Origin of the sequence: Nocardia sp. NPDC051756, from assembly GCF_040681495.1 — a bacterium.
Taxonomy (GTDB): Bacteria; Actinomycetota; Actinomycetes; order Mycobacteriales; family Mycobacteriaceae; genus Nocardia.
This window is the reverse complement of the sequence record NZ_JBFAYV010000002.1, coordinates 368213-382339: the sequence shown is the minus strand read 5'-3', so window position 1 is coordinate 382339 and position 14127 is coordinate 368213. Positions and strand designations below refer to the sequence as shown.

The following is a 14127-nucleotide window of genomic DNA, read 5'->3' as shown; positions in this document are numbered from 1 at the left end:
GTGTGACGAAATCCCGGCGGGGTCGGGCGGCGGGATGCAGGGGTTGTGTGGGCGTGGTGTTGCCGCTCACCAGCCGGTTTGAGAACGGGCCGGGTGGGGTAGCGGGGCGGGGTGGTGTCCGGGTTAACGACAAATTCACGGACACGCCTACCTGTGCGGGAGCGGGGAAGCGTAGTTCGACGGTAGCGTCGATGGTGCGGGCCGCGGCGGTGTGGCTCGTACGGGAGGTCCTGACCGTGACTGAGCTATTCAGTACGAGGGGGCCGGCACCCGGCCCTCGTGGCATCTGACGGCAACGTCAGGTCCCATCAGGACGGACCGGTCCAGCGAGATCGTTCGTGCGGGTGCCGCGCGGACAAAGAGGAGCCCACCGTGACTGCTTCACGCTCCGTTCCCGCTCCCTCGGCGCAATCCCGTTCCGCGAAAGGCGGAACCGCCGCGAAGGGGGCACACCCCTCGCATTCCCCGGCCGATACCTTCGTCATCGACACGTCGGTCCTTTTGTCCGATCCCTGGGCGTTCACCCGGTTCGGCGAACACGACGTGGTGCTACCGCTGGTGGTCATCAGCGAACTCGAAGGCAAACGGCATCACCATGAACTGGGCTGGTTCGCGCGGGAAGCCCTGCGCAACCTGGACGATCTTCGCCTGCAGCACGGCAGGCTGGATCAGCAGGTGCCGATCGGCACCGAGGGTGGAACGCTGCAGGTGGAACTGAACCACACCGATCCCGCGGTCCTTCCGGTCGGATTCCGCACCGACACCAATGATTCCCGAATCCTGGCCTGTGCACTCAATCTGGCGGCCGAGGGCCGCCAGGTGGTGCTGGTGTCCAAGGACATTCCGCTACGGGTCAAAGCGAGTGCGGTGGGCTTGCAAGCCGACGAATACCACGCACAGGACGTTGTTACTTCCGGCTGGTCCGGAATGGTGGAACTCGACGTCAGCACGGCGCAGATCGACCAGCTCTACTCCGAGTCCGTCCTCGATATCGATGACGCCCGGGAACTGCCCTGCCACACCGGAATCCGGTTGTTGGGCAGTAGCTCCAGCGCGCTCGGCCGGGTCACCCCGGACAAGCGGGTGCAACTGGTGCGTGAACGCGAGGCGTTCGGCCTGCACGGCCGCTCCGCCGAGCAGCGGATCGCGCTCGATCTGCTGCTGGACGAGAGCATCGGCATTGTCTCGCTCGGCGGCCGGGCGGGCACCGGCAAGTCCGCGCTCGCGCTGACCGCGGGCCTGGAGGCGGTGCTGGAGCGGCGAACTCAGCGAAAGGTGGTTGTTTTCCGTCCGCTCTACGCGGTCGGCGGCCAGGAACTCGGCTACCTGCCGGGTAGCGAGAGCGAGAAGATGGGCCCGTGGGCCCAGGCGGTCTTCGACACGCTCGACGGGCTGGCCAGTCGCGAGGTGATGGAGGAGGTGCTCGCCCGCGACATGCTGGAGGTGTTGCCGCTCACCCACATTCGCGGACGGTCGTTGCACGACTCGTTCGTGATCGTGGACGAGGCGCAGTCGCTGGAACGCAATGTGCTGCTGACGGTGCTCAGCCGGCTCGGCACGGGATCGCGGGTGGTGCTCACTCACGATGTGGCGCAACGGGACAACCTGCGCGTCGGCCGGCACGACGGCGTCGCCGCGGTGATCGAGAAGCTCAAGGGTCACCCGCTGTTTGCCCACATCACCTTGACCCGCAGTGAGCGTTCGCCGATCGCGGCGCTCGTGACCGAGATGCTGGAGGAGTACGGCCCCAACGCCTGAGTTGGGCGGTGTGTTTCCGCTCACAGTCGCCGGGTAATATCCCTGCGATAGCTGTTCGGTATGACCCGGCGTGTCCCTGGTGGATTCGCCGGGTCATTGCTGAACATCGGCCTAGGCTGCCAGCGGCGTCACCGAGTCGGCGACGCCCTCGGTAGCCACTTTCGAGAGGATGGAAATGCACCACTTCGCTCGACGAACGGCTGGATACACCGCCCTGCTCGCCGCAGCAGGCCTGATCGTCGCCGGCTGCAGCAAGGACGACGACAAGAACGACAACAACGCGGCGGCGTCCATCACCACCACCACGGCCGCGATGCAGCACGGCGAGGAGCACGCCTCGGGTGCCGCGGAGGAGACCAAGATCGCCACGCAGCGCGGTGACCTCACGGTCTCCGGCGCGATCTTCGACAAGTACGTGCAGTCGGGCGGTCCGGCCGGCGCGCTCGGCGCTCCGCTGGAGGCGCAGGAGTCCGGTCCGGAGGACGGCAAGTACCAGGACTTCGTCGGCGGCACGGTGTACAAGGCCAAGGACGGCGAAGCGCACATCGTCTGGGGCGAGATCCGCAAGGCGTGGGAAGACAACGGCGGCGCCATGGGCAAGCTCGGCTACCCGACCAGCGACGAGAAGGACATCGCCGGCGGCAAGGAGAGCGACTTCTCCGGCGGCACCATCACCTGGGTCGACGGCAAGACGACGGTCACCCCGAAGCAGTAGTCGGTGCGGCGTCCGGGACGCCCCGACCGGTCCCGGACGCCCGTCCAGTCTCATTCCAAAAATCCCCGTATCACGGGCTCAACCGCTAGGTTGTCTAGGTGCAAACTCTCTTGACCGATCGCGAGTTGCTCGAATCCCTCGCGCTGGACGTGGAATCCATTCTGCGTCGTCATATCGACGCCGCCGACGGATGGCAGCCGCACGATTTCGTGCCGTGGGACGACGGCCGTAACTTCGCGTTCCTGCACGGCACCGACTGGGCGCCGGAGCAGTCCGAACTCAGCGACGTGGCCAAGCTCGCCCTGACCGTCAGCGTGCTGATCGCGGACAACCTGCCCTCGTATCACCGCGAGCTCGGCAAGTACCTGCGCACCGGCGCCTGGTGGCGCTGGGTCGGCCGGTGGACCGCCGAGGAGAACCGCCACGAGATCCTGATCCGCAACTTCCTCATGACGACCAGGTCGGTGGACCCGGTCGCGCTGGAGCGGATGCGGATGGACAACATGACCACCGGTTTCCGCCGCCCCGGCATGCACCTGCTCGACGTGCTGGCCGCCTGCGCGTTCGAGGAGGTCGCCGCCGCGATTCGGCATCGCAACACCGCCGCGCTCGACGAGAGCCCGATGGTCACCGCGATCGCCGAACGCATCGCGGTCGACGACGAGTTGCAGGCGGTCGTGTTCGCCGAACTGGTCGAGGCGGGCCTGAACGTGGCGCCGGATCAGGCGATGCGGGCCATCGCCGACCAGGTCGCCGGTTTCACGGTGCCGTCGGTGACGCTGGCCGACGGGCGCAACAGCGACGACGTGCTCGCCGAGGCCGGGATCTACGATCCGGCCAAGCAGGACGAGCTGGTGTTCAAGCCGCTGTTGCAGCGCTGGAACGTCTTCACCCGGACGGATCTGGGTGAAGCGGGCGAAAAGGCCCGCGAAGAACTCGCGTACCTGCGCTGAATTACTCCCGGTCGGCGCGTGGTTTTACCGCGCCGACCGGGTTTCTTTTCTTGCGCCGCGAAAATGTGATGAAACACACGCGGTATTGCTCGCGATTAGCTGAGTACATCCGCAATACGCGGACGCAAGAAAGGAAAGAATCATGATTGCTGCAATTGTTGGGGGCCTCGTAGCCCTGGTCTCCCTCGGCGCGGGCGCGTTCCTCGCGGCACTCGGCATCTTCTTGTGATGCCCTGCGCGGGTACGTCTACTTCGGCTGACCTACCCGCGCACACGCTTGTTCGGGCGTCACGTTGGACCATGAGGGTATTCAACGTGGCGCCCGACGTAGCGTCGAAAGTCCCTGCTACTTAATATCTTCGACCTTCGCCATCGACAGGACGTCCAATCGCCGGTCGAGTTCTTCCTCGGTGAGTTTCTCGTCGAGCAGACCGCGATCGATAACCGTCTGGCGAATTGTCTTCTTCTGCTTCAGCGCTTCCTTGGCGACCGCGGCGGCCTCTTCATAACCGATTGCCGAATTCAGCGGCGTCACAATGGACGGCGACGATTCCGCCAATGTGCGCAAGTGATCCACATTGGCGACCAGACCGCGCACACAACGGTCGGCGAAGAGCCGGGAAACATTGGCCAGCAAGCGAATCGACTCGAGCAGATTGCGCGCCATTACCGGGATATAGACATTCAGCTCGAACGCGCCGTTCGCGCCGCCGAACGTGACCGCGGCGTCATTACCGATCACCTGCGCGGCGACCTGCGTGACCGCCTCGGGCAGAACGGGATTGACCTTGCCGGGCATGATCGAACTGCCGGGCTGCAGATCGGGCAGCTGGAGTTCGCCCAGACCGGTCAGCGGGCCGGAGCCCATCCAGCGAATGTCGTTGGCGATCTTGGTCAGGCTGACCGCGACCGTGCGCACCGCGCCCGACGCCTCGACCAGTCCGTCGCGAGCCGCCTGTGCCTCGAAGTGATCCTCCGCCTCGCGCAGCGCGTCGAGACCGGTCGAACGGACCAGTTCCGCGACGACCTTCCCGCCGAACCCGTCGGGCGCGTTCAGCCCGGTGCCGACCGCGGTGCCGCCGATGGGCAGCTCACCGAGGCGCGGCAGCGTCGCCATCAAGCGGTCGATGCTCGCCGCGATCTGCCGGGTGTACCCGCCGAACTCCTGACCGAGCGTCACCGGCACCGCGTCCATCAGATGGGTGCGGCCGGACTTGACCACGGTCCGCCACTCGGTCGCCTTGTCCAGCAGCGCGAGCCGCAGGTGATCCAGCGCGGGCACCAGATCGGTGATGACCGCCTCGGTGGCCGCGAGGTGCACGGCGGTGGGGAAGGTGTCGTTGGACGACTGCGACATGTTCACGTCGTCGTTCGGGTGCACGGTGACGCCGTTCGCCTTGGCGATCGAGGCGATCACCTCGTTGGCGTTCATGTTCGAGCTGGTGCCCGAGCCGGTCTGGAACACATCGATGGGGAACTGCGCGTCGTGTTTGCCCGCGGCGATCTCGTTCGCCGCGGCGATGATGGCGTCGGCCTTGGCCGGATCGAGCAGCCCGAGATCCCGATTCACCTTGGCGCAGGCGGCTTTCAGCAGGCCGAGCGCGCGGATCTGCGCGCGCTCCAGGCCGCGGCCGCTGATCGGGAAGTTCTCCACGGCCCGCTGGGTCTGCGCGCGCCAGAGTGCGTCCACCGGGACCCGGACCTCGCCCATGGTGTCGTGCTCGATGCGGTACTGCTGCGTCTCCTCGGTCATGATTTCGACCCTATGCCGCGGCACGCGGCCATGGGGCTGCCACGCCTGTAGTGATTCGCACACGCGGCAGCCGGAATAAGAAAGACGCGCAGGCGGGTGGGCCTGCGCGTCTTTCTGCGGTCGATACCGGGATCAGGGCAGCGGGGGCACCGCGTGCTCGTCGCCGATGAAGTCGACCGAGGAGTACTCGCGCAGCTTGGTCAGCCGGTGGTAGGCGTCGATCATCCGGACCGTGCCGGACTTGGAGCGCATCACGATCGACTGGGTGGACGCGCCGCCGCCGTAGTAGCGGACCCCGCGCAGCAGATCGCCGTCGGTGACGCCGGTCGCGCAGAAGAAGACGTTGTCGCCGGCCACCAGATCCTCGGTGGTGAGCACCCGATCGAGGTCGTGCCCCGCGTCGATCGCCTTCTGCCGCTCGTCGTCGTCGGTCGGGGCCAGCATGCCCTGCAACTCGCCGCCCATACAGCGCATCGCGGCGGCCGCGATGATGCCCTCGGGGGTGCCGCCGACGCCGACCAGGATGTCGGTGCCCGAATCGGGGCGGGCCGCGGCGATGGCGCCCGCGACGTCGCCGTCGGAGATCAGCCGGATGCGCGCGCCCGCGTCGCGGACCTCCTGGATCAGCCCGGCGTGCCGGGGCCGGTCCAGGATGCAGACGGTCAGGTCCGACTTGGACAGGCTCTTGGCTTTGGCCACCCGGCGGATGTTCTCGCCGATCGGGACCGAGATATCGATCACGTCGGCGGCGTCCGGGCCGACCGCGATCTTGCTCATGTAGAACACCGCGGACGGGTCGAACATCGCGCCGCGCTGGGCGACCGCGAGCACCGCGATGGCGCCCGGCGAACCCTTCGACATCAGCGTGGTGCCGTCGACCGGATCGACCGCGAAGTCGACCTCGGGACCGGTGCCGTCACCGACCAGCTCGCCGTTGAACAGCATGGGCGCTTCGTCCTTCTCGCCCTCGCCGATGACCACGATGCCGCGCATGGACACCGAGTTCACCAGCTGCCGCATCGCGTCCACGGCGGCGCCGTCGCCCCCCTCTTTGTCACCGCGGCCGACCCACCGGCCCGCGGCCATCGCTCCGGCCTCGGTGACGCGGACCAGCTCTAGCGCGAGGTTGCGGTCCGGCGCCTCGCGGCGGCTCGGTGTCGGGGAAGATGCCGTCATTGCGGGGTGCCTCCTGTGCGTCGGTACGTACCGGACGATTGTCTCACTCCGACTGAGACGGGCGTACACCCTGCACGCCCCAGCGGGGTGCGAGCTCGAGCACCCGACCCACGAGTGGATACTGAGTGCGTGTCCCCACAAAAGCCACGCATCATGAACGACTACCGGGATCTGTTCTGGTCACTGATTCCGCTCGTGTTGATCGCCGTGGTTTTCGCCGGCCTGGCCAGCCAATGCAGTTTCGCCGCAAAGGGTCCGACGCAGGGGCAGATTCCCCACTTCGACGTGAAGGCGGCGCTCACCTCCGACGCGCGCAGCCTGCCGTTCCCCATCCGGAACCCGGCCGTGCCGTCGGACTGGACCCCCAACTCCGGCAGCCGCGAGTCGATCAGCGGCACCGGGGGCGGACCGATCAGCACTGTCGGCTATATCACTGGCCACGGCTCCTACATGCGCTTCAGTCAGAGCAATGCGACCGAGGAATCGATGTCGCGCTTCGTCCTCGGCTCCCGCTACGCCACCGGCACCGAGCAGGTCGGCGACCAGAAGTGGATCGTCTACTCCGAGCCCGGCTCGGAATCGGCCTGGATCGCCGACCTCGGCCAGTCCCGAGTCCTGATCACCGGTGCGGGACAGCGCGACTCGTTCGTCACGCTGGCCCAGGCGATCGCGGCGACCCCGCCGATCAGCAAGCCCTGACCTAGCGGTGGCTGACCACGTTGACGACGGTGCCGCTGGGGTCGCGGACGAAGAAGCGGCGCACGCCCCAGTCTTCGTCGGTCAGCGGGTAGACGATGTCGGCGCCCTCGGCGGTCATCGCGGCGTGCACGGCGTCGACGTCTTCGACCTCGACGCTCATATTCGGCTGGAGTTTCTCCGCGCCGGGGCCGACCAGCAGCACCTGAGCGGTGGGGTTGGTCGGGGAGACCATGGTGACGACCCAGCCGAGATCCATCGCCTCCTCGAAACCGAGCAGCTTGTAGAACTCGCGGCTGCGCTCGATATCGGTGGTGTGGATGTCCGGCGTGGCCCGGCGGATCGTCATTTGCCGTCCTCCAGGTCGGTGCGCGACAACGCATCCTCGACGCGCTTCCTGGCCCCGGCCAGGTGTTGCTCGCAGCGGTTGGCCAGCGCCTCGCCCCGCTCCCACAGGGCCAGCGACTCGTCCAGGTCGAGACCGCCTTGCTCGAGCATCTTCACCACGTTGACCAGTTCGTCACGGGCACGCTCGTAGCCGAAGGTGGCGATCTCGGCCAACTCGGTCTCGGGCTCGGCCAAAGTCAGTTCCTCCTGGTTTCGGGGTCTTCGGTGGATCGCGGGCCGAGCGCCTGGGTGCCGAGCGCGGCCGCGGTGACCGCGCCGTCGGCGACCCGGATGCGCAACTGGCTGCCCGCGGGCGCGTCCTCGATCGTGCGCACCACGTGCCGTTCGGGACCGGCGACGCGCTGCACGACAGCGTAGCCACGGGCCAGCGTGGCGGCCGGGCCCACCGCGGTCAGCTTCTCCCGCAGGTGCCTGGTCGCGGTGGCCTCGGTGCGGATGAACTGCTCGGCGCTGCGCTGGGCCGACGCGCGTAGCCGCTCGACTTCCTCACGGCGACGGTCGATTTCGCGCAACGGATCGGCGAGCACGGGCCGCGAACGCAACTGGGTCAGCGCGCGGGTTTCCCGGTCGACCCAGCCGCGCAACGCGGCGGCGGCGCGGGCGCGCATGTCGTGCACGCCAGCCAATTCCGCGGCGGCATCGGGGACAACGCGTTTCGCGGCGTCGGTCGGGGTGGCGGCGCGCAGGTCGGCGACCAGATCGCTGAGCGGGTTGTCCGGCTCGTGGCCGATCGCGCTCACGATGGGGGTGGTCGCGGCGACGATGGCGCGGCACAGCGCCTCGTCGGAGAACGGCAGCAGATCCTCGACGCTGCCGCCGCCGCGGGCCAGCACGATCACCTCGACGGCCGGGTCGCGGTCGAGCTGAGCGAGCGCCTCCAGCATCTGCGGCACCGCGCTCGGTCCCTGCACCGCGGTGTTGCGGATCTCGAAACGCACCGCGGGCCAGCGATTCCGGGCGACGGTCAGGACGTCGCGCTCGGCGGCGCTGGCCCGGCCGGTGATCAGGCCGACGGTCTTGGGCAGGAACGGGATCGGCCGCTTGAGCCGCGGATCGAAGAGACCCTCGGCGGCCAGCAGGGCCTTGAGCCGCTCGATCCGGGCGAGCAGCTCGCCGATGCCGACCGGGCGAATCTCGATGACGCGCAACGACAATGTGCCGCGGCCGGTGAAGAAGGACAGCTTGCCGTAGACCACGACCCGGCTGCCCTCTTGCAGCGGGACCGCGGACTTGCGGATCAGGTCGGGGTCGCAGGTCACCGACAGCGACATGTCCGCGGACGGGTCGCGCAGCACCAGGAACGCGGTGCGGGTGCCGGGGCGCAGGTTGATCTGGGTGATCTGGCCCTCGACCCAGATGCTGCCGAGCCGATCGATCCACTGCGCGACCTTGATCGCGACGGAGCGGACCGGATACGGCTGCTCGGCGGAGTTCGCCGGAGCGGCGGATGGGGTTTGGGGTTGTTCGGGTTGGCCGGGTGCGGCCCGGCCAACCGTCGACGGCGTCCGGGGTTCGGTCACTGGGCCCGCACGGTGGCGATCCGATTCGTCAGCATGGTCACGAACGGTGCCCGGTCCTGGGTCTGCTGCTCATAATCCAGCAGCGCGGTGAGGTCTTCGACGGTCAGCATGCGCAGGCGGGCACGCAGCTGCGCGAGGGTCATGTTGGCGTAGTCGTAGCGGGTGGCTACTTCCGGCTCGCTGATCGCCGGCGCGGGGTCCTCCGCGCGGACGATCTCCAGTTCCGGTTCCGGCTCAGCGGATTCCGGCTCGGCGACGAAGTCGACCGGGTGGCCGTTGCGTCCGGCCGTGGTCTCCTGGGTGGTGAAGGGCGATTCGGGTTCGTCGGCGGCGTAGAGATCGAAGCGGCTGGTGCGCGCCGCGGTGCCGCTGAAGGATTGCTCGCTGTCGAGGTCCTCGTCGAAGGTGGCCCACTCCGGTTGTTCCTCCGGAGCGTTGCCCAAACGATCGAAGACCGCGTCGCCCTTGAGTGCGAGACTGGTCACGAACTGCTGGACGTGCATGGTCGTCTGCAGCATCTGGCTGATGGCGGTGATCGGCAAATTCATTGCGGCCGTGGGTAGCCGGCGAGTTTCCTCAATGGCGTATACGGCGGCCCCGGCGGCTACCCGGGCCAGGAACGGTGGTCGAAACATGGTCCTAGCCTGCCCGAAATGGTGTGCTATGCAAAGGTCGGGGCTCACGGGAGTGATTCTGGCGCATGCGAGCGCGTGCGCAGAGTACGCCTCGCCGCCGCGCGACGAGTTCGCCGGCGCAACGCCCGGACGGCGCGGAGTCGGTGCACGCACGTAAGCTGTCGGCATGTCCACGGCCATACCCTTGAACGTCGGAATCACCCGCTCAGCGGGTGCCGGAACCGCCGATACCCTCGGCGGCAAGCGTGTGCTGCTCGCGGAACCGCGCGGGTACTGCGCCGGCGTGGACCGGGCGGTGGAAACCGTGGAGAAGACCCTGGAAAAGCACGGTGCGCCGATCTACGTGCGCAAGGAGATCGTGCACAACCGCCACGTCGTGGAAACCCTGCGTGAGCAGGGCGTCATCTTCGTCGACGAGACCGACGAGGTGCCCGAGGGCTCGGTCGTCGTGTTCTCCGCGCACGGCGTCTCACCGGCTGTGCACACCTCCGCCGCGGCGCGCAACCTGCACACCATCGACGCGACCTGCCCGCTGGTCACGAAGGTGCACCAGGAGGCCAAGCGCTTCGCCCGCGACGACTACGACATCCTGCTGATCGGCCACGAGGGCCACGAAGAGGTCGAGGGCACGGCCGGCGAGGCGCCCGACCACGTGCAGCTCGTCGACGGCCCGGCCTCGGTGGACAAGGTCACCGTCCGCGACGAGTCGAAAGTGATTTGGCTCTCACAGACCACGCTCAGCGTCGACGAGACGATGGAGACGGTGCAGCGGCTGCGCGAGCGCTTCCCGAACCTGCAAGATCCGCCGAGCGACGACATCTGCTACGCCACCCAGAACCGTCAGGTCGCGGTCAAGGCGATGGCCCCCGAATGCGATCTGGTGATCGTCGTCGGCTCGCGCAACTCCTCGAACTCGGTTCGCCTGGTCGAGGTCGCCCTCAACGCCGGCGCCAAGGCCTCCTACCTGGTCGACTACGCCCGCGAGGTGGACCCCGCCTGGCTCGCCGACGTCCGCACGGTCGGCATCACCTCCGGCGCCTCGGTCCCCGAGATCCTGGTCCGCGGCGTGCTGGACATGCTCGAAGAGCACGGCTACGCCGACGTCCAGCCGGTCACCACGGCCAACGAAACTCTGGTTTTCGCGTTGCCGCGTGAACTGCGCACCAGCCGGGCGCACTGAATCGGTGTAGTGCAGCTGCTCTGAAGCTTGTGTACGTGCTTCGCAGTCCCGCGGAGTAGTCAGCTAGTGATTCCGCGTGCGTTGGGAGGACCTATGCGCGGCGAGAGGTCTTGGGCGCGGAGCGAGAGGTTGGTGCGCAGAGCGAGAGGTTTGTGCGCAGAGCGCTAGCCGGAAGCGTTGGTGCTCGCCATGGTAATCCCTGCGTGACAACGGGATACACGCCGTCCCACGGCACACACCCCGCGGACAGGAAAATCCGCACCCAGACTCGGGATCTGCACTGAGACTCGGGATCTGCACTGAGAATAGGGCCCTATTCTCAGTGCAGATCCCGAGAGGTAGTGCGGATCTTCGGCACTATGGGGAAACGGGTTGGTTCGCAGGTCTGATGGAGCAGCCAACTGCCACTTAGCGGCCTTCTTGTTCGAAGCGTTTGTGACGCAACCACAGCCAGATGACCACGCTGGGACTTGGCGTCGCGCACTCGACTGCGGAGGTAGGTCGGGTACGGCAGGCGGCGTGCTCAGCACTACTCACGAGAAAACCTGGGTAGGTCTTCAGCTTCACTGGATAGTGCAGGCGGGGAGTCCTTGGAAGTAGTCACGGGGTAGGTGCGCGTTCCGAGGGTTTCGGGGTGTCCCCGTTTCGGTATGCGCACTCAGAGACGTCCCGGGTGGGCGATCTGCGGGGTTTTCGACCTGCAGCGTGGGATGCCCGGGTAGTGCTGGGCGCGTCAGGTGGGGTCCCCGACCTGGTCTTCCGCGGCTTTGGTCGGGAGGTGAGAGTTGTCGACGTGGGGACTGGCTGTGGTGCTGTTCTCGAGATTTTTTGATCGAGGCGAGTCAAATGGTTGTTGGCCTGGTTGAGGCGAGTCAAATGGTGGCTTTGGAAGATCAACTAGCGACCATTTGACTCGCCTCGATGACAACTGCTGAGCTCCGACACGCTCGATCGCGGCTGAGGGACTGCTCCCACCGGTTTTCCAGCCCTGAGTGCGCGAGTGCCTACAACGCCGCGGCAGAGTGCCGAGGACTGCGGCGGCTAGACGAACGGGTGATGCGCTTCATCAACGCCGTCGGCATGGCCAGGACGCTGTCGTGCCGCGTGCCGCAGCTGGCCGATGCTCTTCGAGGCGTTGAAACCGTCGATCGAGCACTGGCGCTCCATGCCGTTCGCCGGCGGTCTGCGCGACCGACGACCTACAGGTTCTCCGGCCTGCGGCGGTCGGTGCGGCTCGAATCGCGTTCGCGGTAGCGGACATTGGGCTGGGGGTGCGGGGGCGGCATATCGCCGCGGCGGCGCGGGGGATTGCCGCGGGGTGGTTCGTTGTCCGCGCGTGGTGCGGCCGCGGCGGGACGCGCGCCGGTGCGTGGGGCCGGGCGGCCCTCGCGCGGGCGGGCGGGGGTGGCCACGCGCGGCGGGGCGTCGGCGACCGGGGTGGCGGCGCGGCGGGACGGGCGGGGGGTGTCTTCGAGGTCGTCGAGATCGTCCGGGTCGGGCTTGGGGCGGCGGGTGCGCCGCTTGGCCGAGTCGGCGAGTCCGGCGGCGCCGGCCGCGCGTCCGGAGCGCGGGCGCTTGGCCGCGGTCCGGCCCCAGCTTTCGCCGCGCTTGGACTCGGTGCCGCGATCCGCCGGCTCACCGCGGCGCTGCATCATGATGCGGGCGCCGCCGATCAGCAGCACCAAGGCGGTGGCGAGGAACATGGTGGGGAACCGCTCGACCAGCGGGACCGCCAGCTTCAGCAGGACCTCGGTGATCGAGGTCATGGCCACGGCGGTCAGCACCTTGTAGGCCAGCGGAACCGCGATGAACAGCAGCAGCGGCGGCAGCACCATGGTGGTGAACAGCCCGCGATAGCGGACCGCCAGTACGGCTGCGACACAACCGACGACGTACAGCGCGGCGAAGGTACCGGTCAGATCGGTACTGTCGCCGTTCGCATCGATCAAGAAACCCAGAAACGTGCAGGCAACCGCGATCAGGACCGCCGCGCCCACCGGGATTCCCGGGACCGTCGGCAGTATCGAGCGTTGCGGCGCGGGCACCCGGGTTCGCACACGTTGGGAAGCAGCCACATTATGAACACTAACCTTCGCCGCCTCGGACGGCGTTATGGCACGGCGGTTGTCCCGGCTAATCGTCGGCGTCGGCGAAGCCCACCGCGCGTGGCCACGAATCAACCCGCTGGATGGCCGGCACCTCCTGTTCCGCTATTTCCAGGTCGTGCAGTTTGCGCGCGGTGACCATGACCCGCGATTCCACCGACGCCACGGTGTAGTTGAACGCGTCGACCGCCTTGCCGAGTTGCGCGCCGAGCCGATCCAGATGACGGCCGGTCATGCCGAGCCGCGCGTACAACTCCTTGCCCAATTGCTGCACGGTCGCCATATCCCGGGACAGCGCCTCCTGCCGCCAGCCGAACGCCACCGTGCGCAACAACGCGATCAGCGTGGTCGGCGTCGCGAGGATCACGTTGCGGCCGAACGCGTACTCCAGCAAGCCCGAGTCCGTGGTCAGCGCCGCGTCCAGGAACGGATCGCCGGGTATGAACAGCACCACGAATTCCGGCGCCGGATCGAACGCGGCCCAGTACGCCTTGTCCGCCAGCTGGTCGATGTGCCCGCGCAGATGTTTCGCGTGCCGGGTCAGGTGCTCGGCGCGCATGTCCGGATCGTCGACCATGCTGGCGTCCAGGTAGGCACTGAACGGCACTTTGGCATCGACCACGATGTGCCGGCCGCCGGACAGATTCACCACCAGGTCGGGGCGGACGTTGCCGGTCCGGTCGCCGTCGCCGTCCCCGCGGGCCACGCGGGTCACCTGGGTGTCGAAGTCGACATGCCGGGTCATCCCGGCCAGCTCGACCACCCGCTCCAACTGGATCTCGCCCCACCGCCCGCGCACCTGCGGCGCGCGCAACGCCGCGACCAGCTGACTCGTCTGGCTGGTGAGCTGAAGCGAGGTGCGCTGCATCCCCGCGACCTGCTCGCGCAGGCTCGAATACGCGTTGATCCGATGATGTTCGACCTGCTGGATGTGCTGGTTCAGCGCACCGACCGCGTCGCGCAGCGGGTCGACCATCGCGCCGATCGCATGCGAATGCCTGCGCGCCGCATCCTCGTTCGCCGCGGTGAGTGATTGCCGCAACAAATGCTCGTTGTCCGTGGCCGCCGCGAGTCTCGCTTCCGCCTGCGCCGCCCGCTGACCCGCGCGCGCGGCATGGCCGAGCCAGCCGAGCCCTACCCCGGCGGCGAACACCAGCATCAGTGCGACGAGCATCGGTGCGGTCATAGCGCCGATAGTGCCGCACACCACCGACAAGTACGCGCCGGT

General features: G+C 67.7%; 13 protein-coding genes. 5 read left to right on the top strand and 8 right to left on the bottom strand.

Annotation, left to right across the window (positions count from 1 at the left end; translation table 11 throughout):
• Positions 1-372: 372 nt before the first annotated feature.
• From AB0M22_RS07800 to AB0M22_RS07790, 3 genes are all read left to right on the top strand, one after another.
• A complete protein-coding gene (locus tag AB0M22_RS07800) occupies positions 373-1758 on the top strand; it encodes a PhoH family protein (RefSeq protein ID WP_364722383.1) in 1386 nt (461 codons plus the stop codon).
• Between the two features lie 175 nt (positions 1759-1933).
• The gene (locus AB0M22_RS07795) at positions 1934-2473 is read left to right on the top strand and encodes an esterase (protein ID WP_150402249.1); all 540 of its coding nucleotides are present in this window, start codon (positions 1934-1936) and stop codon (positions 2471-2473) included.
• A 98-nt stretch (positions 2474-2571) separates the two neighbouring features.
• Positions 2572-3426, top strand: a complete 855-nt coding sequence (locus AB0M22_RS07790) for an acyl-ACP desaturase (protein WP_364722381.1) — start codon at positions 2572-2574, stop codon at positions 3424-3426.
• 346 nt (positions 3427-3772) lie between these two features.
• Here AB0M22_RS07790 and AB0M22_RS07785 read toward each other — a convergent pair whose 3' ends face one another.
• Both AB0M22_RS07785 and glpX read right to left on the bottom strand, forming a co-directional pair.
• On the bottom strand, positions 3773-5179 hold the full coding sequence (locus AB0M22_RS07785; protein ID WP_364722378.1) for a class II fumarate hydratase: 1407 nt from the start codon (positions 5177-5179) through the stop codon (positions 3773-3775).
• A 132-nt stretch (positions 5180-5311) separates the two neighbouring features.
• Positions 5312-6355 carry a class II fructose-bisphosphatase gene (glpX, locus tag AB0M22_RS07780; protein WP_150402252.1) on the bottom strand — a complete coding sequence of 348 codons (1044 nt, stop codon included), beginning with the start codon at positions 6353-6355 and terminating at the stop codon, positions 5312-5314.
• A gap of 129 nt (positions 6356-6484) precedes the next feature.
• Here glpX and AB0M22_RS07775 point away from each other — a divergent pair, with 129 nt between their 5' ends.
• Positions 6485-7054: a DUF4245 domain-containing protein gene (locus AB0M22_RS07775; RefSeq protein ID WP_364722376.1), complete on the top strand. Its 570-nt coding sequence runs from the start codon at positions 6485-6487 to the stop codon at positions 7052-7054.
• 1 nt (position 7055) lies between these two features.
• On the opposite strand, the gene AB0M22_RS07770 is transcribed toward AB0M22_RS07775, so the two are convergent.
• Genes AB0M22_RS07770 through AB0M22_RS07755 form a run of 4 tightly spaced genes read right to left on the bottom strand, consistent with a single transcriptional unit; the run spans position 7056 to position 9614 of the window.
• A complete protein-coding gene (locus AB0M22_RS07770; protein ID WP_364722373.1) occupies positions 7056-7400 on the bottom strand; it encodes a VOC family protein in 345 nt (114 codons plus the stop codon).
• The gene (locus tag AB0M22_RS07765) at positions 7397-7633 is read right to left on the bottom strand and encodes an exodeoxyribonuclease VII small subunit (RefSeq protein WP_364722371.1); all 237 of its coding nucleotides are present in this window, start codon (positions 7631-7633) and stop codon (positions 7397-7399) included. Before AB0M22_RS07765 ends, AB0M22_RS07770 begins: the two co-directional genes overlap by 4 nt.
• A 2-nt stretch (positions 7634-7635) precedes the next feature.
• Complete coding sequence (xseA, locus tag AB0M22_RS07760) at positions 7636-8979, bottom strand: exodeoxyribonuclease VII large subunit (RefSeq protein WP_364722370.1); 1344 nt, start codon at positions 8977-8979, stop codon at positions 7636-7638.
• Complete coding sequence (locus AB0M22_RS07755; protein ID WP_364722368.1) at positions 8976-9614, bottom strand: lipid droplet-associated protein; 639 nt, start codon at positions 9612-9614, stop codon at positions 8976-8978. Before AB0M22_RS07755 ends, xseA begins: the two co-directional genes overlap by 4 nt.
• Before the next feature lie 166 nt (positions 9615-9780).
• On the opposite strand from AB0M22_RS07755, the gene AB0M22_RS07750 reads away from it, so the two are divergent.
• Complete coding sequence (locus AB0M22_RS07750) at positions 9781-10794, top strand: 4-hydroxy-3-methylbut-2-enyl diphosphate reductase (protein WP_364722366.1); 1014 nt, start codon at positions 9781-9783, stop codon at positions 10792-10794.
• A 1199-nt stretch (positions 10795-11993) separates the two neighbouring features.
• On the opposite strand, the gene AB0M22_RS07745 is transcribed toward AB0M22_RS07750, so the two are convergent.
• Together AB0M22_RS07745 and AB0M22_RS07740 are read right to left on the bottom strand one after the other, a co-directional pair.
• Entirely contained in the window at positions 11994-12869 is an 876-nt protein-coding gene (locus AB0M22_RS07745) for a DUF6542 domain-containing protein (RefSeq protein ID WP_364722364.1), read from the bottom strand.
• A gap of 58 nt (positions 12870-12927) precedes the next feature.
• Positions 12928-14085: a DNA recombination protein RmuC gene (locus AB0M22_RS07740; RefSeq protein WP_364722362.1), complete on the bottom strand. Its 1158-nt coding sequence runs from the start codon at positions 14083-14085 to the stop codon at positions 12928-12930.
• Between the last annotated feature and the right edge of the window lie 42 nt (positions 14086-14127).